The following is a 26309-nucleotide window of genomic DNA, read 5'->3' as shown; positions in this document are numbered from 1 at the left end:
CTGCTCAACCCAAACCTTTAACGAAAGAAGAAGTGGTAAATTCAAAAGAGTTCCGCGAAGCTGTAGAGGCAGCCAAAGCCGAGTTTAAAGCGCAGCAAGAAAATAGCGGTCCTGTGCTGCACGCACCTGCGCCAAAGGTATCTCACATTAATGTATACGCTGTCGCTTCCCCTAATGGTGGTCAAGAAATTTACGGTTTCAATAACAACCCGCTCTCCACTGCCAATGATCACGGGGGGGACTGGATTCAGTGTGTTACGTTCCAGATCGGTTATGACAGCTCTCACTTCGGCACACTCGCAGGAAATAAAATGACAAACAATTGGTCTGAGGCTATTGATCTGGACGGTGATCGTGTTGTAGATGCCTGGGCTTATTCTTGGGTTTATGAGGCTCCTAGTTCTGGCGGGCAATTTGTAGGAACCGTCTATTCCATTAATATTCCAACACAGTGGACCGCTTGGATTAATGTTCGTTAAGTTCTAAAGCCCAACACAAAGCAGCACCAAATTAATAAAGCTGTACCCCGTAAAGAGACATTTTTAAAACGTCTACTTTACAGGGTACAGTGTACTTCACCTAATCAAAGCCTATGACATTGTTTATCGTCTTCCTCACTCTCCAATCATATCTCATTTGCATTGTACACTTTCGTTTCACACTCACTACATTTCTTGGGATATCCCCTCTGTAATATTAATCCTATAGACCTTATGCATGCCTAATCTTTCGGTAGTGGTTAGCTTGTATATTTCAGGTTTTTCTGTAGGCTCTAAGACAGTCCACTGCCAATCAGATCCTGGGCCCGTCGTGATGGCCACGATCTCTTTCGCATCCAGATCTAGCGGGATCGTTTTCTTAACAGCTTGATCAGAGACCTCTTTTACAATTAAATTCACCTGACTATTTCGCTGGGACATGTTGATTATCTCGAGATTATACTCGTACTTCTGATCCGATGTGCGGCGGACAGGTTCACTTTCCACTTGCTCTGGTTTCACCGTATGTTCTAATGCATTTATAAAAGCTGGAGTACAGAAAATTAATATAAAGATGAATATAACTCCATAGATCATAGTACTTATACTTAACGAAGAGTTCCATTTTCTTATTAAAACGACTATTGATATCATATTAATTATGAGCGATGGAATACCACAAAAAAGCATGATCGGCATACCGACCAAATCGAGTGATCTTTGAAAATTAGAAGTAGCACCAACTAGAAACCAAATAAATACGGCTAGATTAACGAGAACCGTTGTACCCCAAATCCATTTGATCCACTTCGACACCCACTCACCTCCAAATTCTGCAAAATCCCATCCTTTTCTTTCGCTTCACTCTCATGAAAAATGCTTTCCTGTATGTAAATCTTCTATTTCTACTGAGAGCCTTTTAGTATGGGGCCCCATATATCGGTACGCCTTATGTAAAACAGCAATGTTCCCTCCAAAATTGTACAATACAGTTGTAGATAGCACTTGTACGATATAAAGGTCCGAGTGTAGTGCCATCCATTCAAAAAAACGGAAGAACTTTTCTATTTGTTCAATGTCACTATGCTCCTGAAGCAATCTTTCCACATGAGTAGACACTTCATTTCCGAAGAATACATGTCCTAGAAACTCTTGATTGAATTCCATATGTTCGATATATCGATCATTGAATTCCGGAAACAGTTTTAGAAATTGACTTATTAAGATGTCTTTCTCCATTCACCATTCTCCTTACTTATACATTTTGTCTCATCTAGTAGTATCATTCCTTCCAATCAATGACTCTACTTCATCCGATAATTGTCTGGTTCGTTCGCTATATCCTCGAAAAACGCAAAATATTTAACAGCCTTACTGTTGAATGCTTCCAACTTCAATTGATTAATTACTTCACTAGTGACATCATCCCCGAAAAAAACATGGGCTAGCTCCTCATTGTATTCTGAGATATGTTCTTGATAGACCACTTCAAACTCGGGGAACACTTCTAGAAACAATCTAGATATTTCACTTTTGTGCGCCATCTCATTTTCTCCTCTAAGTTACTTCTTTAACAAAGCCAACGCCTCATCAAACATCTCATTTGCACTTACAGCTTTGCACTGCAATATAACATTTTTGCAAACCTGCTTCTGCTGCTCGCTTAATTTGTCCGCCACCTTTTCAAATAATAGAAATGACTGCAGCCTTACTTCCAAATTGGCATCTCCAATCAATGCTACAATGATCTCGATATAAGGCTCATAATGCATTTCTTCCATTGCGTATAGCAGAGTGCCCCTGCTCCTTCTCAACTGAGCGTTAGACAGAGCCTCAATTAGCGGATAAACCGCTCTATTGTCTCCAATGTCTTTTAGTGCGATCGCCACTTCATTTCTGACAAAAGTATTCTGGGTTTCGGTCAAAATATCAATTAGAAACTCTACTGAAGATCGATCTCTTTTTTCTCCCAGCTCAGCAATCCGGGTCATTGCTTCCTCGAAGCTCTCTTCAGCTAATAACTTCTTGATGGTAGCGTGTATTGGATACAACCTCCCTTATATAAATTCTATTACGAATCGAATCCATTTATAGTAGTTCAATGTTATGTTTCCAATGGTCTAAACAAAAGGTAATATTGGATCTGATATTTAACTTTTTCCAATCCTTTTTATCAATCGGAAAGGTTTCTTTTCCAAAAGCAGGAGATATAACGTGAATATAAAAGTAACCATCATGTTCAATCATTTTAGCGATCACTCCTGTCAGAGGATCTTTTGTCGATTTTTTATTAATTGAAACGATGTATAGATACTTTCCCTCGTTAAAATATCGATAGGTTATCTCATCCCCTTCTTTTAATTTGCTGCATGATGGACTTTCAAAGGTTTCTGTCTTCGTTCTGTTGTGCCCTTTTGACGGATTACTAACAGTTACCTTACATGATGAATCACCCTGTAGTTCAACTGAAACTATGTGCGTGGTTGATGATATAGGTGTAAGGTCATTCATTGAATACCATATCCAACCTATTGTTGCAGCGATCAAAAACATACCGATGAGTAATGCTTTTTTCAAAAAAGTATCCTCCTTTCAGAATCTCTATTTCAATTTCAAAATGGAATCTATTATGTAATCCAAATGTAAAATAGTTGCTAATATGAAGCTCTTGAATATGATTCTAACTGATATTACCTTTAAAAACATGTCTGCTGTTCTCTGAATCTATAAATCCTGTTAGAAAAATATCGCCCAAGTAATTATCCCTAATTGTATTTTTGATTCGATCCAAAGACATACACTAACCTCTAAGGGGACTCCATACTAATAAGTGTAAAATATCAAAAAAAGCCACAAAAATTGCGACTTTTTTTAATTTCTTTTCACATCTTCACTTAATTTTCATGGTCGATTTAACCTTACTCAATCCGTACAACATTTTTTCATTCATCAGATAAATTAAAGATTCAATTTCTACTTTTGCTCTATAGTTTTCTGGATTCTTTACGAACATTTCATTGGTTTCATTTAATATAACCACTTCAAATTCACTTTCTTTAATTATAAAATGATCAGTTAATTCTAACTTATCTCCAACGAGAGAATGAGTTAGAAAGTTAACTATATCTTGAATTGAGTATTCCTCAACCTCAATATCTATAAAGGAAATCAATGTATGAATAGCGCTACTTTTATTACTTTCATAAAACTTTACTTTATTAAACTTATACAATAATATACCTCCTAATTTCTTGTTGGGTAGGCACTTCAGATATCTCCTAATCAATCTACAAGATGGTCGTAATTCAACTTATAGATGGTGAACAGGAATTCATTTCTTTAATTTCTATATAAAGTTATGTGTCAAAAGAGCCACAAGGAGTTTATAATCTCACTTGTGGCTAAATTAGTTTGTTTAATATTTCTTTGTTCTAGCTTTTAGCTATTCTTGGAAACTTATTTCCAAAATATTCGTCAGATAGTTCCCCTTCAATGGTGTACTCAATGTCATAATAATATTCCGCGATCTCTGTCTTAGGGTGAAGTAATTCAAGACAAACTCTAAAGAAAGGATAAAGTCTATTTCGGTCATTGATTATTAACTCAATACATTTGTACTCCACGATAAGATCTTTTAATTTTAGGCCATCAGGTAATTGATCATCTTCTTCTTTTAAATAATTATTTTGACAATTATCAATCATTTCTTTGAAGAATATAATTGAATTTTCCTTTAGTTTTTCAAAATGATACGCCTCATTGAAATATTTTTGTAGATCATTTAGGTCCATATAACCCCTCCTATTTTCCAGTTTTGAGGTAATCAAAGATCAGACTTCCTTTTTCATCCATTCTGCCGTATACTCTAACGTGATTTGGAGCTTTAGCCACTTTTAATTTAAAAATGTATAAATTTCCCTTATGAGTTATCTGCTCAGCCTTTGATAGGAGGATAATACCGTTATCTCCAAATCTAGCATTAGCCAACCCTTTTTGCATTGCTCTAGCGAACTGCTGATTTAAACCTAGTTTTCTTAGAGCATCAAAGGTAGGCCTTGCTATCCAACGAGATGAGGGAAGAAGTAATGAAGATGATCCGCTGATCCCAAGTGAGCTATCTACTCGTCCAGACAAAAAACTACCGGCTACTGCGGTCCATGCCACCTTAACATCATAACTATCTTGTCCGCTTTCATAAGCTGACAACAACTGTCCTTTAGCCATATTCGCATAAAATGGAGAATTAATAAACGCACCGCTAGTTTGAGTTAATTGTGCATAGAGATTGGCAAATTTAACACCTTTATCACCATAGACCTTAGTAAAGACTTTGTTTAGGCTAGACTTGTAAGATTTATCCCCTTTCATTGCTGCATCCAACATTTTTTCAATTTCATAAAGTCATAGATATAAACGTAAGTAAGCTCTGCTTTTCCAGACGTTACTATAGCCTCAGCCATCAGTTTGGCTTCTTCGTCATAGTAATACCGAATGGTTTGCTCCCCTTCGGTACGTTCGTACAACAATCCATCGCCGTTATAGCTATAGTTTACGGTTTTATCTTCTCCAGTAGCTTTAATCTTTTAATCTCATCAAAAAAACTTGAGGGACAAAGATCCCCCAAGTTTTCATAGAGTTTACTCAGTTGCTGTCTTCATTAGGAAGATAGTAGACCATTTCGATTCTATTGAGTTGTTTGAAATTAAGAAATCTGCCCAAAGGCTTCTATTACACACAAATTAACCGACTATGTTCTAATACTAATTTCTCTTTAACAAATCAACAATTGAGGAATGTCTTCCCTCTGTCATAAATACACCAGTAATTCGTTCATTAATAAACCTTATTACATCTAGTGCATCATAATCTTTGTAGCATTCATCTTCCTTATAAATCAGTTTAACATTAGCCAGTCCATTCTGGATTAATTGTTTCCCCTTATCCACCTCACCATAACGAAGAAAGTGCGTCCCTAAATCAACCAAGTTCGTTACAAGTTGGTTACATGTGTAAATTGATTCCTCTAAAATGTTAACAAATTTATTTTTGTCTGTAGATTCGTAATGCCAAGCCATCAAATACAATATAATGGCTTTCAATTGTATATCATTGGACTTTTTCTTTGTATGCATTAGATTTTCAATTTGACATTCATCCATTCCACCCAAAAAAAATTCTCTAAAAAAACTTAAAAGAATCTTAAAAGACGCAATATTTCCATGATATTCAATGGCCGTCTCAAGTAATGATACAGCTCTTTGATAATCTCCAAAAGGAGGTAATGTTTGTAGTATAACTATTCTTGCCCATGCATCTACATCCTGAGGATACTTATCCAAGTATTCGATCATTAGCTTTTCTGCTTCTTCTAGGGAGTCTACAGTCGACTGATTTACTAGCTCTCTAACAATGTTCTGAATGTTTACATCATTCATCAGCATCCTTCTTTCTAATTGATTATGTTACCAAGTGGGCGAGTTGCCTTACCCATAAATGCATCCACATTGATAATCATACCGTTCTTGTCAGCAAAAAACCTAATTGTTAAATCATGACCATTGATTTTTGCGAACATTTGATTTGAACCTGTTTTAATTTTACTAGGATCAACTCCTCCAATCTTACTCGTTACACTATTAAAAATAGACAATCTATCTTTTCCTAATTTCATAATCCCGTTTTTAATATGGTCTTGAGAAAACATATGGACTTCATAGCGCTTAAATAAATCTGATTTGAAACTAATTTTTGCTGTTGGACTTATCGCTCCTCCTTGGCCTTTCTTAGCTCCTAATACGGAGGAAGCTTTTCCAGTAAGTAAACTTCCGCCTACTGTGGCCCAAAATACTTTCATTTCATAAAGGTTTTGTCCACCTTCGTATGCATCTAATAATTGGCTTTTAGCTAGAATAGCATAGGAAGGTGAATTAATAAGTGCGCCACTGGTTTGTGTTAGCTGCCCATATAAATTATTGAATTTCACACCTTTGTCATTATAAACCTTCGTAAAAACTTTACTTAGGCTCGGTTTAACAGAGTTATCCCCTTTCATTGCTGCATCCAACATTTTTTCAATTTCATAATATGTTGAGGTTTTACTATGCCCACTCGGATCCACATATTTCAACGGATTGTTATGAACATAAGAATACAGATTCAAACTCAGTGGATCGTTGAGTTCACCTTCATACGTATCTTCACCGATGAAACGGGCCATGCCTGGGTCGTACCAGCGAGCTCTCAAATATTGCAGACCTACCGTGTCATCCCAATATTCTCCTGCGTAGCGAAGTACATTCGGAACCGATTCTTCTTTGGTTAACGGTCCGCCCCAGATATCGTACGTGTAACTGTTCAGAACTTCGCCTGCATCGTCTACAAGACCTACGACATCTCCATGTCCGTTCAACTGGTAGTACTCCAGTTTGCCCGTCTTTTTATCCTGCCGGGCCCATAGCTGCCCATACAAGTCATAGATATAAACGTAAGTAAGCTCTGCTTTTCCTGATGTTACTATAGCCTCAGCCATCAATTTAGCTTCTTCGTCATAGTAATAACGGATCGTTTGCTCGCCTTCGGTACGTTCGTACAACAATCCATCGCCGTTATAGCTATAGCTTACGGTCTTACCTTCTCCAGTAGCTTTAACCATACGATTCTGACTGTCATACGTATACTGTGCATCCTTCAGACCGTATATCTTTCCGCTTCCGGTACTGTATCGGTTACCGTTCTGGTCATAGGTGTACGTTTCTTTTTGCGTGCCCGTTTCAGTCTGAATCCGGCTCAATTCATCGTACGTGTATTGATCCGTTTTTCCGTTTTGGGTACGGGTCGTCATGTTTTTGTTACCGTCGTACTCATAGCTAAACTGTTGAACTGCGGAAGCTCCTTGAGAGACTGTAACCCCCGACAGGTCATATCCGTTATACTGGTAGCTGGTACTAATCCCTTTACCAAATGATAGTTTTTCCAGTAAGCTATTCGGTTTGTAACTGAACGTCATACGATCTACCGGTGTTGTTCCCGATGAAGCAAGAGCAGAAGCTCCTCCTGTACCCGAGGTAATATCCATGGAAGTGACCCGATTCATCGCATCGAGCTCGCCGTGAATACGAAGGGCTTGTCCCTTTACATCTGTAAACGTGTATCCCAGACGTTGCTGTGTATTATTTTCATAACTCAACTGTGTTCCATCTGGAAATGTTAATCCGTCCAACATTCCATCTGATTGTTGGTAGCTGTACGTCGTTTTGCCATGGTCGTCGGTCATGGAGGTTCTACGCCCAACAGCATCATACGTATACGATACGCTCGTATCTGGTGCCTTCATGCTTGTAAGCATGTCGTCACTGTTGTACGCATATTCGGTGACTTTTCCAAGTCGATCCTGCTTTTTGATCAGATTGCTTCGTTGATCATAGTAGTAGCTGGTTGCCGAGCCATCCTGAATAGGTGGTGTCTGTTTAATCAGCCTGCCAAGTTCATCATATTGTTTGGTTACCGTCTGGCCGTTCGCTGATACGACCTGAGTCACCTGACCTTGATAGCTGTAGAAATAACGGCTTGTCTCTTGCTTCGGTGTGGTGGCCGTTGCAATCTGACCAATAGTATCATACGTATACGTTGTCCGTTCGCCGTTACCATCAATAGATGCCGTCACATTGCCATCCAGATCATACTCCTTCTGCTGCAATGGAACGTAAGAACCGTTCTTATATTCCTCTAACAATGTCACGCGACCCAATACATCTCTTTTTTCTCGGGTTTTGTTGCCAGCGGCATCTTCATATGTTACCGTACGATCTACAGCGCTATAAGCTGTGTTGGCTGTAGTCGTATCAGGGTATTGAGTCTTTGTCGTTCGGCCCAACGCATCTACGACAAAACGGGTTACATTTCCTTCAGCATCTTCAACCGCAGTGACATTCCCTTCACCATCGTAGGCATACTTATAGGTAGCCTCTGCCGTCTGTTCTTCTGCCAAAAGACCTAACGGATTATACCGCTCTTTGGTAACCATACCGTCCGGGGCGGTGTTGGTAATTATATTTTTTACATCATCATATGCAGTGATTGATTTGGTGCCATCCGCATGGGTGACTTGAAGAACCCGTCCGGCTTGGTCATACTGATACGTTTCTTCTTCACCGGAAGCATCGGTTACTTTTTTCAGTTCACTAGCACCATTATATTCGTATGAATCAACGTAAGGAGTTGCCTTCCCGGCAATATCATTGACAATGGTTGTTTTCGATTGAACCAAATGTCCTGCATTTGCATCATAACTCAGCGTCACCACACGGTCTTTAGCCAGATAACCGCCTTTATCCGTTGTCGTGACAACTCTGCCTTTCGCGTCGAGTTTGATTTCGGAGTCAGATAATATCTGTCCTCCGTATCCGTTTTTGGTTACACTTCGTAATACAGATCCTTGTCCATTATAAGTCGTTTCTGTGTATCTTTCTAACCTGTCATTAATCTTAGTCGTTGTACGAATGGGTTGGATCCAAAAGTACGGAGACTTCCCGGTTTCATAGGCATAAGTGGATTCTTGTCCCGTACTTTGCTTCTCGGAAGTAACCATTCCATTCGTATCATAGATCACCGTAGTGGTCAGTTTATCTCCTGTGCGACCGTTCTCACTAGTCCATTCGGATTGTTCTGTAGGCAGATTCCGTTTATTTTGGCTATCGTACTTGTACTCCGTGTTATAGACGACACCATCTCCACTTAATTCATGCTTATCCACCCGGATTAAATCCGGCTGTGCAGCTGCACCGAATGATTTGGAGAACTTCCACGTATCCACTGTATTTCCTGATTTCACTTTGGTCGTCCATGAAGCGGATTGACCGTATGACTCCAGATCCTCTCCAGAGTATTCGAAATTAACTTTGTCCAGATTACCTTCGGCATCTGTTGAACTAAAATGACTTTTACGCTCTCTGACTTTGTATACAAAATGTACGGAAGACGTTCCAACCTGTTTCAAAGCCGGTATGTAGGCATAATCTGTTATCGCTGAGGATGGGCTTGTAATACGCGACAGCAAAGCCGTATGCATCACACCATGTGCACTCTGATTTTGTTGAAGCTCTGGTAAAAAGTTGAATTTGGATTCTGGATAATAATACGTATAGGTCGTTGTTCGATCCAGCGCATCCGTAAACTCTCTCAGAATACGAATATCTCCGTCCTCACGCTGAGTATAGGTCACTTTCCGATCCGTTCCAGCAAGCTGAACAGTCATTTTCAGATCGCTATACGTAAATGTCAGCGCTTGACCTTCGCTGTTTTCAATCCGAGAGATAACACGGTTACCATTTGAATTCGTATATTTGAAATTCACCGCGTTTCGGTAGGCATCCGTAATCTGCAACAATTCTCCTGTTTGTGTAAACAAATACTCGTACCCGTTGCGGATGGACAAACGATAACTGCTGGCTGCTCCATCCACCGTTACAGTTGCATCTTTTTTAAGTGAAATATCATTCCATACATAACCTTCTAGTTCCAAATTTGCGTTTAAACGATAATAACCCACACCTGGAACATAAATGTACTGGTTCTCTCCACGTTGTTCCATAAAAGGTAGATCCCAACGCCAGCCCTGTCCAAGGCCTGCAGCTGTTTCTTTACGCGGTGTTACCGCATTAGAATACGTTTGAGTCGCTTCGTCATACTCCACACCAAGTTGTCCATTGGCTCTAGCTGTATCATAAATACGTGTCAGATCGAAGGGAATCAAACCCGGAAGTGACAGGTCGGCACTTTGAATCGTCATCTCTCCTGTAGCAGTTGAGATGGACTCAGCTCCATAAGACGTCATATACCGGGATGCTTCATCCCGAAGATCGACATGATCAAGCCCTGTTTGATCCACGGTTGTTCCTGTACCTGGAACTTCATCGTCAGCTGCAAGGATTGAAAAGGGTTTGAGCTGAGATGAATCAGACGGTGTGGATGAGGAAGGGCGTAGCCCCTCCATTGTAATCGGTTCGCTGATTTCCTGGGTTTGAAGCCAGTTCTCAGCAGCCGCACCGCCTGAGCGATCTGTCTGTAATGCCTTATACAACTGATACAAGGAGTAACCTTGATCGAGTTTCGCTCTGATCCATTTCTCTTGAATACCAAACTGCTCTTGTAAACTATGAATTGTAATATAGGTAGCAGAAGGAAGAGAATCTCTTCCTTCTGACGACGATGCCGCCGCAGCCTGCCCTTCATACGCAAAAGAGCCAAGCCCACTAAAAACTAATATCGCACATAACCATATCAATGTTATTTTCCTAAACACTTCATCACCTCAACCTAGTTTTAACAATCATTAATTAAATGGGAAAATTTTCTTTGTTCTTTTCGTTAAATTACCGTTACGGTCATACTCAAAAACAATCTGATCTCCTGTATACAGCACTACTTTAAGCAATTGATTGGCATAACCGTATTCGTAGCTGTTATCGTTGCGAATGTTCATCCAGGCCGCTTTAATGGCTCCTTTTATCGGTTTGCCTTCCTTTTCACTCAGTTTGAGATAGTACGTTTTTCCACCCTGCAGATCCCATTCAAGCACGGTATATTGCTCGCCGTACACCTGCTCCTGATCTACGGAAGACACCAGAGGCATACTGAGTTCCTTGTCTTCATACAACTCCATTCGAGGTTCGATGGAAAAATCTCCTGATTCTTTGATCGCAATTCGATATTTATCAGAGCTATAGGGACTGAAACGGTAGTAGATATTACCTTTTTGCTCTTTCGGAAGTTCGGTTTCCGTATTCTCATACAACGTCAAAAACTCAACTTCCACTTGTTTGACCGTAAAATTACGGTATGGAGCTACGAATTTCAACGTTTGGTCTGACACATTATGCACCTGAATATCAGATCTTCCAGGTACATGTTGCGGTCCTACTGCATCTTTCCCTTCCTTAACAATGACTTGGTTCTGATTACGGATTACGTAATCGTAGACCAATCCTTCTACTTGAGATGTAAAGAGCACGGATGAGAAAGAAGATGTATTAGAGAATATCGCCGTGGTGTTCGGCTCCAAATTTCGTTTAAGGAGTGCAGGCTCCTGACTAGGGCTAGCTGTCACAGGTGCACTATATTGAATCGTTACCGGCTCAGCAGATATTGCAGTCATAACGAGTGTTCCGCCAGCAGGTATTTCCCAAGCATCCAAGTCTGAACCTGCCGTTAGATGCAAGAATTTATCGGTTCCTTCGTAAACTACAAAATCAACAATGGAACTGTTTGTTCCTACCCGATTGATTAGAGCCGTTGTTGCACCCGGATTCGTGAAGACTGCACTCTGTCCCTGCTTCACCGTAATTTCCGTTTCAGGTGATGGGACTTCGTCGTCTTGTCCACGGAAAATACGATAAATTCCTCCATACGTTATCGCTTGCTCGGAAATATTCGTAACGACAATTTTTTTACTCCCCAAGACAAGTGGATCAAATGCTACTGCCGTTCTCTTGGATGATTCCGTTCCATCTGAATTGAAGATGATATAATCAAAAAATTTCTGTTGATTACTAGAGGCATCCGTCCTGATTCTCTTGGAATCGGAGCTTATATTTGTAAAGGCATAACTCTCTCCTTTGTTTAACGTTACACGCAGATATGCCGGTTCCTTGCTATCTACTACAGAAAAATCATCTGTGTATTCAAACAGGATAGGTGTGCTTCCTACTACAGTAACAATGGCTTCACCGCCAGATGGAATATTAGCGAGACTACCATTATTATTGAATTTGTCACTATATGCTTTGCCATCTGATTTATATACAACTACGTCATAAAGTGAACCTACCGATTTCGCATTACTCCGAATTGGATTCCAAAGTGAACCTCCGTTTTGAAATTTCACGGATTGTCCCGGTTCAACAGTAATTTTACTCAAGGCTTCATTAGGTCGATCCTCTACATCAAAAATGGTATAGATAGCCCCCATCGTAACAGGTTGTGCAGATACGCTTGTAATTACAGCTTTATTTCCGTAATACACAACTGGAGCAGTCGCTGTTGATTTTTTAGTACTGCGTTCTGTACCATCCGGGTAATAGGTTACATAATCAAATAAACGAGCTTTGTTAGTCGATGAAGCATCACTGTCGAGATATTCTCGACTGCTACCATAGTTCCAGAAAGTCACACTCTCTCCTTGGTTCAAGGTTACACGGTGATGGGAAGGTTCCATGCTGTATTCAAAGGAAAAATCATCCGTGTAACTAAATTCAATCGGAACTTGCCCTACAACGGATACAATGGCGTAACCTTGGGATCGGATCATCGGATTGACATTTTTGTTAAAGCCGTCAGAATGCACAACATTTTCCGAGGTATACAAGGTGTAATCAAAAACAGCTCCGTTGGCGCTGCTCGCATTGTTTTTAATTGGGTTGGCTAATGATCCATTATTCCGAAAAATAACGGATTCTCCAGGATATACAGTCACTCTTGTTATCGCATCCCCGCCAGCTTTCTGAACATCGAAAGTTCTGTATGGCACACCGTATGTCACAGGTGTTGAGGTTACCAGTGTCACCACAGCTGTTCTACCCGCAGCGATAGTCGGCTTTGTGGTTGAATTGGTCCCGGTCGTACTTTCTGTACCATCGGGAAGATAAACAACGTAATCATGTTTATCTTTAGAGGTTCCATCACTCTGAAGCGCATCCGATTTGGAACTAATATTCGTAAACTGATAACTCTCTCCTTGATTCAAAGTTACTCGTGTATACGCCGGCTCGTCACTCCAGTCACCCGTGTATACTTCATAGGGAAAACCAACACTAACAGGCTGTGAACCTGCACCTGTAATAATAACTTCATTTCCTCCAGCAACTGAAGGCTTGCCTGTAGTTTGGAAATTTGAACTTACAAGACTCCCATCCTCTTTGTAAACAGCATAGTCTATCTTCTTATCTTGAGCTGTGGAAGTACCCGCACTTAAAACTCTTGACTGTGATCCTTCATTGAAGAAGCGGTAACTTTCTCCTTTGGATAAAGTCACACGGTGCATCGCAGGGTTTGTGGACACACCATAGGAAAACTCCGGTCGAACCGTAACGGTGAAAGGATTTTCCCCGCTTGATGTAATGACGATCGTGTAGCCTGAATTTACCGTTATACTTCCGGTAAAGTCTAAATTATCACCTGAAATACTTCCGTCCGGTCTATAATTGGCATAATCATATGCACTGCCTCTTGAGGTTGATGCATTGATACTTAAACTCCTGGCAACGGTCCCGGTATTGGTGAATGTATATGATTCTCCCGGATTCATGACTAGTGTTTCGTTCGCCAAAGCCGCTGCTTGGGTAGTGAACATGTGCTCTCCGTATGTATCATCCGTCACCGTAAACGGGTCTGATTCCTTCATATGTTCTTCACCTTCATTTACATTCTCAGGTTCTTCATAGAAATCAGGGTCCCAACCCTCTACATCCACCTGCCCTATCAGCACTGCATCCTCCGCAGAACGGTTAACATCAACACCCGTGCTTTCGGACGTTATTATTGAAGCTGATGGATCTGAAAGTGCATAACCGCTAGTTGGAAGCATGGTTCCAATAGCAAGCCAGAAAACTAGAAAAATAATAAAGCCTCTTCGTAAATTCATGAAATTTCTTTTCCTCCTTTATATTCATCTTCCAGTTCATCCCTTAAAAGAGATAAAGATGGTCGAATTATAAGTATCGTCATTTTCCTTAATTTAGGTAATAGTTAATTAGTCCTTTATTTTAGGGACTTTTTTCCTTTTAAGGGTGTGGATAAAACAAAAAAGCCGCCAGATGGCGACTCTTGAATAAGATAAAACAGATTGTTACTCTCTTACATATTAAATTAGGTTCACTACTACTTTTCTTCCGAATAAACAAACACATAAGTACTCTCATCCGACAGCTCTTCCGAGAAAACAAACGCTAACCGATCAAATCCTTTAATGTCCTCCACATCTGAAATCTTCCGTTCTGCCATATAACGTACCATCTCACCTCTGGCCATTTTCGCGCGGGTTGCCTTCTCCACCAGCTTTCCGTTAACCATCTGTCCAAATACACATGTAATAAAGCGAGTTTCCTCTTTCAGAAAAGGAGTAATGTTCTTGCTATATTCTTTGGAAGCCAGATTCAGAATGCAGTTGCTTTCGGATTGAAGCTGATCGGCCAGCTTGCTGCCCCAGAACTGATAAAGGGATTTGAATCCCGGACCTTGCAACTTGCCCTGCATCTCCAACCGATAAGGGGTAACGCCGTCCAAAGGACGTAACATGCCATAAAACCCGGATAATATGCGCAAATGTTGCTCCAGATACGCCAGCTCTTCCTGCTGAAAAACGCCAGGCGCCATATATTGATACTGAATGCCTTCATACGAATAGATGGCTGGCGTCAGATTATTCTTTATATTCATGTTCTGAATCCGCTGCACATTCTGTTCGGCAATGGCATCGTTACACTTCCAGAGCGCTTTAAGCTCGTCATAGGATAAGGTTTGAAGCAGACTTAATAACTGTTCTGATTCATTTATAAATTGCGGTATCGCGGCGCTAGCCATCAGATCGGTGTCGACCTTCATCTTCTTGGCTGGTGATATAATAATCCTCATCGTTCTAATCCATCCTTAATCTACCGTTGTTATGTCGTTATTCATTGTACAGGATTAGGCAGATGAATCCAATCGTGAGGCATATTAAGCTTACGTCTTCACAAAAGTTTACGAATTCGGATCAGGCGCCAGCTGAATCCATTCATCTTCTCTATAGTAGTAGATATGTTCCTCCGGATTGTCCTTAAATCGGACAACAACAGGATACATCGGCATCTTGCTGCGACGAGCTGTGATATCTATAATCGTATGCTCATCTATTCCTTTTTCAACCGTTAAATACGTCCTCAACTCATCCTCAAGTTGCTTCATATCACTCTTATAGGACCCATACCATGCCAAAGAAGCAATGATCACGAGTGTTACTAGAACCAATGAGGTCTTTAGTAATTTCATCTCTATTCACCCGACTCTCTTAATTTTTCTTCTTTTAATTCTCGAATTCATCCATTTCAAAGCGATCATATAATCTGTACGGATTCCATTAATCCTTACCGCTCGCTGATACAAAACACATGGAATATATTTTACCGGAAAGAACCATTTCAACTATCCGTCTATGGACCTGATTCAAATGCATGCCATTGATATTAAACATATTTGTAGCACACAGTATGCCTCGAACTCAACTTTAGCAATCCGGAACACCAGACTTTATATCAATGGGTCTTTGCTACCAATCCGAATCAATCACTCGTCAATATGTTATTATCTGAATTTAGTCCGATATTCTCATGGTCTCCCTAAATTGTTTTGTTATGATGATTAATAAAAGTATTTACATCAATGGATCAAGAGAAAGGGTGTCGCTTCTTCATGTTTATTATTCAATTACTGGTTACGCTCGTACTTTTGAGTGGTTCAGGTAATGCAGATTATGCCTCATCTACAAACCTAGAGAACACATCATTACACACGCGAACTGCTTCGCCTGAACTTGTATTAGAATCCGGTTTGAAGCCTTTCCGGTCGGAATTAACATACAAAGATCTTAAGCCAGATTACAATGCATTCGAGCAGGCCGCGAGCAATCTTAGTGATAAACTTTTGGAAAACACATCATCACCGATCTTATCTAAAGCTGGGGATACGGGCATATTCGAATACGGTGGACAGCTGAAATTGTTAAAAACAGTTTCTCTAGATCAAAGTATTGCAGTTGGACCATTAACTATTCATCTGATGGATGTCCAATTACTAGAGGCTAATGATATTCCCGAGGACACCCGCAAAAACATTTCGGTTCTCAATCAACAGGATATCGCTTCTAAAATGACTTATATCAAAATCCTATACAGTGTCGAAAATACAACGGATCAAAATATCGGATTTTACGGTCTGAATTCTGTTCATCTGAACACGGGCAACCCTACTTCAGCAGATCGTAATTTCATGAGGAAACCTTATATCTATCATCAATATAATGGTGTAGTCATGGATAATATAGCGGCTGGTTTCGTGTACACTGGTGATCCCGACAAACTGGAATCCATCGAACTGGTTTTTAACAAGATCTATGACTATGACACGGGAAAAACAATTGTAGAGCCGACTTCATTGACGATCCCATTCGAAACTAAAGATTAACATTGAATCTGCGCTGTCCCACTACTCCATATATTCCTTATCCGCAATAACAACATATAAATAAAACAAGCCCCGGTGAAATATCTGCGAATCATCTGCAGCGTTCAACCAGGGTTTGTTGTTGGATCAAAAAATTAGTTACCACTCTTTCCGCCTAATTAGCTGGCTTCTTGCAATCCTACCTCATCTCGTAAAATCATGCTGCCCAATGGTCAGCAGTGTGGGCCTGCTCTTACTCCACTCGGACGTGGCAATCTTCGGATTGTAATAAAATAGCGCACCATGCGTTGGGTCGGCACCATTGAGAGCTTGACGGGCAGCCTTGAACGAGGTTGCGGTTGGCTTCAGATTAAACTGACCATCGTCTACAGCTGTGAACTGACCTTTTTGGAAAATGACTTCGGAGATGGATGACGGGAATTCTCCCGATTGCACCCGATTTAAGACAACTGCCCCTACAGCGACCTGTCCTTCAAAAGATTCCCCGCGCGCTTCCCCATGGATCAACTTCGCCAGTTGACGCAGCGTTTCACCTTCGGCTTTAACCTTTTGGTTCAGCCTGTTCAGCGTCACAGGCCCTGCTACACCATCGGCGCTCAGCCCCTGCGCTTGTTGGAACTCGCGAACAGCGCTTTGGGTAATCGAACCATAATAACCTGTTACTCCAGCGTCAAAATACCCGAGCTCACTTAATTGCTCCTGCAATTGCACCACGTGTTCACTGCGAATGCCCTGCTCCAGCTTCTGGGCTCCAGCCGAAGGCGCGGCAACAGTAAGTCCAAGCGTCATTGCACAGGCGCCAAGAAGCATACTCACTCGTCCTGCTCTCTTGCCATTTTTTCTGCCCCTGCGATGGGTGACTTTACGACTCACGGTGATAGGCTCCATATCTTCTGCACTCGGGCGCTGATCATGAAGTTCAACCTTTCTTCCATTGATCTCCAACTTAGCTTCTTTATCGGAGATGCCGATGGCGCTTGTCATCTTAAGTTCATATACATCTTGCCTCTCTTTTGCAGGAGTAAGATCGATCACGCTCCATCCACCGTAAGCACGTTCCATCTCACTCACTTTCACGTTGCCATTATAACTGTTGTGCACCTCTCTTATCCCTGCCTCTTCATCAACTCGCACCATTTCGTACACGCTATGCTGTTCACTCGTCATATGCATTTCGCTCATTGTATTCTTCTTATTCGTCATTTCCTTAACCTCCATTTTTCTGAATCCAGTTATACGGCTTCCCCCTGAATCCTCTCGGATGGACATCCCGAGTGTCATTATAGGATATCAAAAATTGCCCGTCTATCGGACCGATGGAGCATGAAAAAATGAGTCCTGCACATATCAAAAAGAGGCATGAGCCCATGGTCGTATCAGGGTCACACCTCTTCTTATATCAACCTTGTACCGCTAATTCAGCCTCCACTTCCGTAGGCAAACAGACCCGCACAAAAGTTGCGCTAAAATTTTCTCACCATTACTCGGCGAGTTCCTGCCCTTTCGTTTCCCGGCCCCAGAACAGCACAGCAGCTGCTCCAATGAGAATTGTCACGAAGAAAATGGTGAAAATCAGGCTGATTGGAACTGCCTTCTGAACAAGCATACCTACCATAAATGGTGCAAGTACGCCGCCGATCCGGCCTACCGATGTAGCCAGTCCAACGCCTGTGGAACGCACGGATGTTGGATACAATTCCGGGCTGTACGCGTAGAGTCCGCCCCACGCGCCCAGATTGAAGAACGATAGGCAGATTCCGGCAGCCAAAATCGTTGCTTCCGTCGTAGCCAGTCCAAAGGCGATCGCGCTAATCGCGGTCAGTGTCAGATATACGACAAGTACGAACTTCCGGCCAAAGCGTTCAATGAAATACGCCGCGGTGAAGTAACCTGGCAGCTGTGCAATCGTCATGATTAGCACGTATTGAAAGCTTTTCACCAATGTAAAACCTTTCGCCATCACAACCGAAGGCAGCCACAAGAACATACCATAATAAGAGAAAATAACGGTAAACCACAAAATCCACAGCATTAATGTTGTTCGGCGATGCGGTGCAGACCAGACCGTGGCAACCTTCTCGCGGAACGTGATTTTTTGCAATTTCGTGTGGTTCTTATACCTTGGAGGATCTTGAATGGCACGACGTAGATACAGCGCGTAGAACGCCGGAAGCGCACCGATCGCAAAGGCAATTCTCCACCCATACTCGGGGATAACAAAATTGGCAATGAGCGCCGATACGATCCAGCCCCCTGCCCAGAAGCTTTCTAACAAAACAACTGCACGTCCACGTTCCGCTGTAGGCATCGATTCCGATACCAGCGTAGATGCCACGGGCAACTCACCGCCAAGACCAATACCCGCAACCAGACGCAGTGCACACAATACCGCAAACCCGGTAGCGAGTGCAGATAGACCGCTTGCAATGGTGAAGATCAACAGTGTCCACATCAGAATAGCTTTTCGTCCAAAACGGTCTGCAAGTGCACCTGCGAGCAAGGCACCGAGGGCCATACCGATCGAGTTTATACTCGTCAGCACACCGACTTGTCCGGGACTAAGACTCCACTCCTTCGCGAGTGCAGCTACGATGAATGAGATCATGCCGACCTCCATTGCATCAAACAGCCAGCTCATACCGGCACTGAACAGCAGCTTGCGCTGCTTGGGATTCCGCAACACTTCCAATTTACTCATCAGATTATAGCTCCCTTGATCTCTATGTAGTCATCCTGACACTAAACCATTATTATGCAGAATGAACCAGAAATCAATGTAAAATACGAGGTGACGTCAATTTACAACGAATATAAAACGAATTCGATTTTGCGAACAATCTTTCAGTCTCCTTCTCGCCCCTCAACCCTTAAGCGAACCTGCGGTTAGACCTGCGACAAAATAACGCTGAAGCAACAAGAACAGCACAATCATCGGGATCGCTGTCACAAGAACGCCGGTCAGCATCATCGGATAATTCGTCACGTACTCCCCGCGGAATTGCATCAGGGCAAGTGGCAAGGTCAGTTTGGACTTACTGGTAAGCATAAGCATCGGAATGAGCAAGTCATTCCACACCATCACCAGCAGGAACGTTGCGGTTGCCGCCAGTGAAGGTGCCGCCAGAGGCAGAGCGATCCGGGTAAAGAGTCTCCACTCGTTTGCCCCATCCATACTACCTGCTTCCAAAATTTCCGAATTCAACATACGCATGAAACCCGTCAGCATAAACACGGAGACCGGCATCAACATCGCAGCTGATACGATAATCAAACCCGTCAGACTATCCGACCATCCGAGCGTACGTGTGAGGGAATAGATCGGCAACATGCTGACCTGAGACGGCACGATCAAACCTGCTACAAATAGGGCAAACACAATTTTGCCTACGCTGCCGCCCCAGCGGACAATGGCATAAGCAATCATGCTGCTGAGCAGCAGCTCAATCGCTACTGTACCCAGTGTCACAATCAGACTGTTTCCGAAGTATTGCCACATCGGCTGATTACGGAACAAACCCGTCACATTATCCCACGTAAACGGGTCCGGCCAGCTGAATGGACTGGTGAAGAAGTTGCTGCTTGTTTTGAACGAAGATACAAATACAAAATACAGCGGCACGAGGATCAGCAGTGCGTACACAAACAGAATCAGCCGATTGAACCATTTGAAAACCATATAATTTCCCTCCTTCCTCTCAACCTCACACTTAAAATTCATCCTTCACATTCAAAAATCAAATTACTTCGCATTCCTCGAACACGCTCTCGATACTTAACCGTGACTCTTTCTCATACTCTTGTATACATTCTTGACTTGCCATTCTCGCCGCTAACGATTACGAAAAGAAGCCATCATCTATCCGTTAATAGCTCACCCGGTCGGCACGTAGCGCCTTGAACTGTAATAGCGTCAGCAGCGCGAGCAGCACCAGGAAGATCATCGAACCCGCAGATGCCAGACCAAATGAATAACTGCCGAAAGCCGTATGATAAATATAGGTGGTCAAAATTTCAGTGGCGTAGTTCGGGCCTCCGTCCGTCATCGTGAAAATGAGGTCAAAGGCCTTGAACGACTGTATAGTCGTATAGGCTACCACAATCGTTGCGGATGGAGCCAGCAGCGGCCAGGTCACGGTACGGAATACCTGCCATTTGCTGCCGCCGTCCATGCGTGCCGCTTCGTACAGTTCTACTGGAATGCCTTGCAGACCGGCGATAAACACAATCATCATCTGTCCTGCGTGAGCCCAAACCTGCACCGCAGCGATGGAGAAGATCGCAATCTTCGGATCACCGATCCAATTACGAGCAATACTGCCCATGCCCGCCTCGTTTAATCCGTAATTGATCAGTCCAATGGACGGGTCATACATGAACGCCCAGATCAGACCAACGGATACCGACGACAGAATCGCGGGCAGGAAATACAACGCGCGAAGCACCACTTTGGTCTTGGTATTACGAACCAAAAGCAGAGCTAGAACAAGTGAAATAAAGGTTTGTGCGATGACAACCGTTAACATAAACTCCACGTTGTTCCCAAAAGCTTTGCGAAATACGATGCTGCTGAGACTGTCCTTGTAATTATCCAGCCCTACAAATGCATACGACGGGGATACCCCGTCCCAATCCGTAAAGGAGTAGAACAGCCCCGTCAATGTAGGAAATACGAACAATCCAACGTACAGCAGCAATCCAGGTAACAGAAACAGGGATAGCTGAATACGGTTTTTCATCGTTTATTTCCCGATATGCTGATCAATGATCGCTTGTGCTTGCTGTGCGGCTTCTTCTGGAGAAGTACCGCTTAGCACGGCCTGAATGGAGTTGGTTACCGCCTTCTGGTTGTCTCCGTTCAGGATGGTGAACCGTGGCTGGAACACGGTCTTTTTGTTCGCCCATTCTCCCGCAACCTGAAGCTCAGGTGTATCATACTTCACGTCATTCACCGTTACATTTTGTCCTGTCTGGTTGGCGTATGCGCCAGCTACATCCGGTTTGCTCAGGAATTCAAGGAATTTCTTCGCTTCTTCCGGGTGTTTCGATTTGCTGTTTACCGCAAGCATGAATGTGGTCGTGTGCACCCCTTCATACTTGGCTTGGTCCGCACTTACCGTAATCGGTGCGAGCAACTTTTGCTCCAGATTCGGGTTTTGCTGTTTGTTCTGAGCAAGTTGATACGATCCACTTGCAAGCATCGCTGCTTTTTCCTGAATAAACAGTGCGCCTGCTGCCGGGTCTTTCGTACCCAGTGCATCTTGCTGGAAGTACCCTTTATCGTTCAGTTCCTTGATTTGCGTCAACGTTTTCACCCAGAATTCATCTGTCAGTTTGGCTTCGCCCGCTTCGACTTTGGTAAAAATGTCGTCACTCGGCGCATTGTTCATTACCATCGTATTCATGAATTGGCCCGGACCAATGTCCGCACCGGCAAAGGCAATCGGAATGATGCCATTATCTTTCAGCTTCTGGCACAATGCCAGGAAGCCTTCCCAATCCTTCGGTGGTGTCAGACCGTACTTTTCAAACAGTTTGACGTTATAGATTGGATCGTTATATACGAGTTGGTACGGAATGGCATATTGTTTGCCATCATGCTGCCCAGCTTCGATCAGCTTCGGATTGTAGGCCGACAGGAACGATGATCCCGTCAGATCGGTAAACAATCCAGCTTTGCTGAACGCTTGGAACTGAGCACCCGGGAAAGACGCAAACACATCCCCTGTGGAGCCGTCGCTGATTTTGGATTGCACGGTGGATTGGTATTGATCCGATGGGAGCGTCTGCATCTCCACATGAATGTTCGGATTTTCTTTTTCAAATGCGTCAATCGTCTTGTTGAATGCTTCGGAATCCTCGCCGCGCCAGTGCATGAAGCTAATGGTCACTTTACCTGAACCTGAGGAGCCGTTCTCGCCGGATGATGCGCTATCTCCACCGCCGCAAGCGGACAGCAGGATGGACATCACCAGCATACTGACAAGCGGCAGGATCATTTTTTTACTTTTTCTCATGAAAGACGACCTCCTAAGGATAATAAACGTAAGTTAAACGACTAAATTTACACTGAACACTACGTATTCATAACAATCTTCCAATCGCTGTTACCCCCGGATTTTTTCAATTTTAATATAAGGAGAAATCCGGGGATAAAGGCGAGCGCTACGCTTTTCCAGATTTGTTTTGAATACTTCGTTATCGTGTAAAAACACGTTTAACTTATTTAGTGGGCAGTAAAATTGAATGCTGTTTCTGTCTTGTTTTCCATTTTTCGCGGATGATCGGCATTACCGTTTTGCCGAAGATTTCGGCCTCTTCCAAGTGCGGATAACCGGACAAAATGAAAGTCGTTACGCCCAGGTCTCCGTATTCCATCAACCGTTCTGCCACCTGCTCTGCTGTACCCACGATGAGGATGGCTCCCCCGGAGCGTACGACCGACAAACCTGTCCACAGGTTCGGCCCAACCACAAACTGCTGTTTCTCGGACAATTCACGGAGCTCATTCTGTCTGCGCTGGTTGGTGGCATCCGTCTCGGCAAATGCAACTTTGGCCTTTTCAATCGCTTCTGGCGGCACTTTGCTGATGATCTCCCATGCTGCAGCCCATGCCTCTTCTTCGGTATCCCGAATGAGCACCTGTGCACGCATGCCATAACGGAGCTGACGATCTTGTCCCGTCTCCTCTTTCACCTGCTCCCGAATGACTTCGATCTCTTCGATCTGCTCCTGAATCCAGTCATGCGGCTCACCCCACATCAGGAACGTATCCGCATGTTCAACCGCCACTCGCTTCGCAATCGGAGAACTTCCTCCAAGATAGAATGGTGGATATGGCTTCTGTACCGTCTCAGGCATACCTACCGGACCTTTGAAGTTGTAATATTGGCCGTTGAATTCGGGATTCGATTCGCTGGATGCATCTGCACCTGATTGTGCACCACTTCCGGCGAATTCCGTCAGATTCAAGCCTGTCGACTGTGTCCACGAACGCTTCATGACTTCCATATACTCGCTTGCGCGAACATACCGTTCATCATGCGCATGTGCCAGCGGATCACCGAGTTCTTCCAGATCTCGAACCGAACTGCCTGTAACTACGTTAATCATGGCACGACCACCAGAGAGCTGATCCAGTGCCGCACCCATGCGAGCCGCGAGTACGGGTGTCACCAGACCTGGGCGAATCGCTACAAGGGGACGCAATGTCTTGGTGTGACTCATTACCGCCGAGCCGACCACCCATGCGTCCAGACAGGCTCCCCCTGTCGGAATCAGTACAAATTCGAATCCGGCCGTCTCTGCCGTCTGTGCCACCTGCACCAGATAATCCAGACTTGGCTCACGTTCCGGCTCTACACCTACATACTTCCCATCTCCAGCCGTTGGTAAAAACCATCCAAACTTCATGTCTTCTTGTTCGCTCACCATCGTCATTCCCTTCTATGGATAAATAAAGTCTCATGTTAAAAATAAGATTGGTGTCGTGCAACATGGCCGTTCTGGGTGCGAATCGTTCTTTCGCCCGCTGTTATCTCCAGATTTTTTTTGATTCCCTTTTCCAAAGGGAAAATCCGGAGATAAAGGCGAACACTACGTTTCTTCAGAATCGATTTCGTCCCCTCCACTACGTTCGCACTCGTTAAACCCCACTTTTAAAGTGCGCCTAATTTCTAATTATTTTGTAAAGTATACATCCAAATGCCGATTAATTAACTTGGTTTAATAGGTATGGACATCATATCAATTGATTTGTCTGTGATCAATGTCATTTCGCGGCAATTTATTTTTATCATTTTGTGGTCGTTTTTCGAATTCAGGTTTACCTGATCTTGAATTTATATAAAACCCACCTGTATAATAGGTTATAAATGAACCTTTTAGATGCCATCGACGATACTTATATAATAAAGAGGTGTTCCTGGTGACCGAGCTTGAGCGCATGAAGGAGGACCACCACGAGTTTTTGGATATTCTATTCTTCACTCCGTCTGAATTTGAGAGAGCCAGCGGTGCCTGGCCGTTACGCATTGGTCGTAACATTGCTAAAAGTAACTATCACATTGGTCCTCGTACTACGCCTTATCATTATTTGTTATTTGTACTGGAGGGTGAGGGTACCTTCATTCAGAACGGACAGCGGTATTCCCTGCGAGCCAGAGATGCCTTCTGTTTGTTTCCGCATGTGACGCATGAGTACTGGACTGATCCAGAGCAACCATTGCAAAAAATATTTATTGCCTTTGACGGAGCATATGCCGCTGAACTGCTCTCCCGAATTGGCTTAAGTTCTGACAACCCGTACCGTTCAGGTGTACTCACACCCGAAACAGCTAGCAACATGCGTTCATTTATGGAAGACGTTCGTAAACCGCAGGACAGTGCCAGTGATTTGGGGCGACTGATCCGGTTTCTCGGCCTTTTCGACCGCATTGCGCGTTCTCCGGCGACCAAAGACTTGCAACCGGATGTAGCCACCCCCTGGCTTCAGAAAGGTAAAGAGTACATTGAACTTCATTTCGCAGGCGGCATTTCGGTGGAGGGTGTGTCTGCCCATGCAGGCGTGGATCGAACCCACTTTGCCAAACAGTTTCGCAAAGCCTACGGCTTGTCCCCAGTGCAATATATTCAGCAACTCAAAATGAATCAAGCCAAGCTTCTGCTCGTGCAGACCACGCTCAGCTTAACGGAGGTGGCTCATTCCGTAGGTTATCCGGATTTATTTTCGTTCTCCAAAGCTTTTAAAAAGCAAGTCGGTCTACCTCCCAACCGTTACCGAACAACATCAACGGAACAGAAGAGAGATTAATTGAGCTGGTTAAGAGAACCGGCGCTAACGAAGCGCTTTCCTGTTCTCAAGCACTAAAATAACCTGAATAAGGCAAGCCCCTCGCTCAGCGAACGGGACTTGCCTTATTCAGGTTTCCATATTAAATGAGTTAGAATCAGCATCTGCTGTCTCTGACGAATCGAATTTTTTTCATATATCACAAGTTAAAGTACCAAAAAAAAGATCTTGCGCTTCTTAAAACTTACTCCCAACATATGTAACTTATGTACCGGTTCTTACGTTAATCCTAATGAATATATCAAAGGAGTGGTTGATCATGCGTCTTTCCAAGTTTCTAGTGGTGACTGTACTAACTTTGGCTATGGCTGGTTTTGGTTCCTCCATAAACGCTGCTTCTTCCCCCGCCTCAGGCTCAACTGTGAACATCAAATCCAATGTGTTGGATGAAAAATCATTTACAGGTCTGATTATTAAAGGGCACACCTACGTTGATCTCGACGGATTTGTGAGTTGCCTTCCGTTCCAGATCAATTCCAAAGCGTTATCTTTCCAATCGGAGACTAAAACGTTCAGAGTTCTCAATGAAGATTTTGCAATTCCTACCCCACTATTGCAGTTCAAAGTTGGAAGTGATACGTTCCAGCACAATGACGAGCCGTTTCAAATGAACAGCTCTGTTCTTTTGATTCAAAACCGCATTTATTTTCCGCTAAAAGATATCGTTTCGATTTACGACATTAACGTTTCTTATGACTCGCAGACGAAAACGGTTCAAGTTAGTAAAGAATAGAGGCAGACTAAACCTTTTTTAGAAAGGTAGGATATTG

Annotated in this window: 24 protein-coding genes; 4 read left to right on the top strand and 20 right to left on the bottom strand. The window is 43.1% G+C overall.

Going from position 1 to position 26309, the window contains the following annotated elements; translation table 11 throughout:
• Positions 1-32 precede the first annotated feature (32 nt).
• Positions 33-479 carry a DUF4879 domain-containing protein gene (locus ABIE27_RS03835; RefSeq protein ID WP_429349934.1) on the top strand — a complete coding sequence of 149 codons (447 nt, stop codon included), beginning with the start codon at positions 33-35 and terminating at the stop codon, positions 477-479.
• 186 nt (positions 480-665) lie between these two features.
• On the opposite strand, the gene ABIE27_RS03830 is transcribed toward ABIE27_RS03835, so the two are convergent.
• The 14 genes from ABIE27_RS03830 to ABIE27_RS03765 all read right to left on the bottom strand — a co-directional run bounded on the left by ABIE27_RS03830 (position 666) and on the right by ABIE27_RS03765 (position 15500).
• Positions 666-1295, bottom strand: coding sequence for a hypothetical protein (locus ABIE27_RS03830; protein ID WP_429349933.1), 630 nt, complete (start codon positions 1293-1295; stop codon positions 666-668).
• 51 nt (positions 1296-1346) lie between these two features.
• Positions 1347-1718, bottom strand: a complete 372-nt coding sequence (locus ABIE27_RS03825; RefSeq protein WP_429349932.1) for a DUF7674 family protein — start codon at positions 1716-1718, stop codon at positions 1347-1349.
• Positions 1719-1783: 65 nt separating this feature from the next.
• Positions 1784-2023 carry a DUF7674 family protein gene (locus ABIE27_RS03820; RefSeq protein WP_429349931.1) on the bottom strand — a complete coding sequence of 80 codons (240 nt, stop codon included), beginning with the start codon at positions 2021-2023 and terminating at the stop codon, positions 1784-1786.
• Positions 2024-2041: 18 nt separating this feature from the next.
• Positions 2042-2530, bottom strand: a complete 489-nt coding sequence (locus ABIE27_RS03815) for a HEAT repeat domain-containing protein (protein ID WP_429349930.1) — start codon at positions 2528-2530, stop codon at positions 2042-2044.
• A 37-nt stretch (positions 2531-2567) separates the two neighbouring features.
• Positions 2568-3056 carry a hypothetical protein gene (locus ABIE27_RS03810; protein WP_429349929.1) on the bottom strand — a complete coding sequence of 163 codons (489 nt, stop codon included), beginning with the start codon at positions 3054-3056 and terminating at the stop codon, positions 2568-2570.
• A gap of 313 nt (positions 3057-3369) precedes the next feature.
• Positions 3370-3711: a hypothetical protein gene (locus ABIE27_RS03805; protein WP_429349928.1), complete on the bottom strand. Its 342-nt coding sequence runs from the start codon at positions 3709-3711 to the stop codon at positions 3370-3372.
• A 199-nt stretch (positions 3712-3910) separates the two neighbouring features.
• On the bottom strand, positions 3911-4270 hold the full coding sequence (locus ABIE27_RS03800; RefSeq protein ID WP_429349927.1) for a hypothetical protein: 360 nt from the start codon (positions 4268-4270) through the stop codon (positions 3911-3913).
• 10 nt (positions 4271-4280) lie between these two features.
• Entirely contained in the window at positions 4281-4862 is a 582-nt protein-coding gene (locus ABIE27_RS03795) for a hypothetical protein (protein ID WP_429349926.1), read from the bottom strand.
• On the bottom strand, positions 4844-5002 hold the full coding sequence (locus ABIE27_RS03790) for a hypothetical protein (protein WP_429349925.1): 159 nt from the start codon (positions 5000-5002) through the stop codon (positions 4844-4846). Before ABIE27_RS03790 ends, ABIE27_RS03795 begins: the two co-directional genes overlap by 19 nt.
• A 237-nt stretch (positions 5003-5239) precedes the next feature.
• Positions 5240-5914 carry a tetratricopeptide repeat protein gene (locus ABIE27_RS03785; RefSeq protein WP_429349924.1) on the bottom strand — a complete coding sequence of 225 codons (675 nt, stop codon included), beginning with the start codon at positions 5912-5914 and terminating at the stop codon, positions 5240-5242.
• Positions 5915-5928: 14 nt separating this feature from the next.
• A complete protein-coding gene (locus ABIE27_RS03780; RefSeq protein WP_429349923.1) occupies positions 5929-10761 on the bottom strand; it encodes an RHS repeat-associated core domain-containing protein in 4833 nt (1610 codons plus the stop codon).
• 48 nt (positions 10762-10809) lie between these two features.
• Entirely contained in the window at positions 10810-14115 is a 3306-nt protein-coding gene (locus ABIE27_RS03775; RefSeq protein ID WP_429349922.1) for a hypothetical protein, read from the bottom strand.
• A gap of 236 nt (positions 14116-14351) precedes the next feature.
• Positions 14352-15104, bottom strand: a complete 753-nt coding sequence (gene yaaA, locus ABIE27_RS03770; protein ID WP_429349921.1) for a peroxide stress protein YaaA — start codon at positions 15102-15104, stop codon at positions 14352-14354.
• A 108-nt stretch (positions 15105-15212) separates the two neighbouring features.
• Entirely contained in the window at positions 15213-15500 is a 288-nt protein-coding gene (locus ABIE27_RS03765) for a hypothetical protein (protein WP_429349920.1), read from the bottom strand.
• Positions 15501-15920: 420 nt separating this feature from the next.
• On the opposite strand from ABIE27_RS03765, the gene ABIE27_RS03760 reads away from it, so the two are divergent.
• Complete coding sequence (locus tag ABIE27_RS03760; RefSeq protein WP_429349919.1) at positions 15921-16691, top strand: hypothetical protein; 771 nt, start codon at positions 15921-15923, stop codon at positions 16689-16691.
• A 183-nt stretch (positions 16692-16874) separates the two neighbouring features.
• Here ABIE27_RS03760 and ABIE27_RS03755 read toward each other — a convergent pair whose 3' ends face one another.
• From ABIE27_RS03755 to ABIE27_RS03730, 6 genes are all read right to left on the bottom strand, one after another.
• Positions 16875-17501: a cell wall hydrolase gene (locus ABIE27_RS03755; RefSeq protein ID WP_123062824.1), complete on the bottom strand. Its 627-nt coding sequence runs from the start codon at positions 17499-17501 to the stop codon at positions 16875-16877.
• Positions 17502-18171: 670 nt separating this feature from the next.
• Entirely contained in the window at positions 18172-19389 is a 1218-nt protein-coding gene (locus tag ABIE27_RS03750; RefSeq protein WP_123062327.1) for an MFS transporter, read from the bottom strand.
• Between the two features lie 162 nt (positions 19390-19551).
• On the bottom strand, positions 19552-20367 hold the full coding sequence (locus tag ABIE27_RS03745; RefSeq protein ID WP_123062328.1) for a carbohydrate ABC transporter permease: 816 nt from the start codon (positions 20365-20367) through the stop codon (positions 19552-19554).
• 187 nt (positions 20368-20554) lie between these two features.
• On the bottom strand, positions 20555-21427 hold the full coding sequence (locus tag ABIE27_RS03740) for a carbohydrate ABC transporter permease (protein ID WP_192895037.1): 873 nt from the start codon (positions 21425-21427) through the stop codon (positions 20555-20557).
• Positions 21428-21430: 3 nt separating this feature from the next.
• The gene (locus ABIE27_RS03735) at positions 21431-22705 is read right to left on the bottom strand and encodes an ABC transporter substrate-binding protein (protein ID WP_123062329.1); all 1275 of its coding nucleotides are present in this window, start codon (positions 22703-22705) and stop codon (positions 21431-21433) included.
• A 205-nt stretch (positions 22706-22910) separates the two neighbouring features.
• Positions 22911-24122 (bottom strand): LLM class flavin-dependent oxidoreductase, encoded by a 1212-nt coding sequence (locus ABIE27_RS03730; protein ID WP_429349918.1) that lies wholly within the window; start codon positions 24120-24122, stop codon positions 22911-22913.
• A 493-nt stretch (positions 24123-24615) separates the two neighbouring features.
• Between ABIE27_RS03730 and ABIE27_RS03725 the strand changes: the two genes are divergently transcribed.
• Both ABIE27_RS03725 and ABIE27_RS03720 read left to right on the top strand, forming a co-directional pair.
• Complete coding sequence (locus ABIE27_RS03725) at positions 24616-25500, top strand: AraC family transcriptional regulator (RefSeq protein WP_240036592.1); 885 nt, start codon at positions 24616-24618, stop codon at positions 25498-25500.
• Between the two features lie 298 nt (positions 25501-25798).
• Positions 25799-26272 carry a stalk domain-containing protein gene (locus tag ABIE27_RS03720; RefSeq protein ID WP_161556825.1) on the top strand — a complete coding sequence of 158 codons (474 nt, stop codon included), beginning with the start codon at positions 25799-25801 and terminating at the stop codon, positions 26270-26272.
• Positions 26273-26309 lie beyond the last annotated feature (37 nt).

Origin of the sequence: Paenibacillus sp. 4624 (assembly GCF_050435065.1) — a bacterium.
GTDB classification, from domain to species: domain Bacteria; phylum Bacillota; class Bacilli; order Paenibacillales; family Paenibacillaceae; genus Paenibacillus; species Paenibacillus amylolyticus_D.
This window is presented reverse-complemented; position numbering and strand designations above follow the sequence as displayed.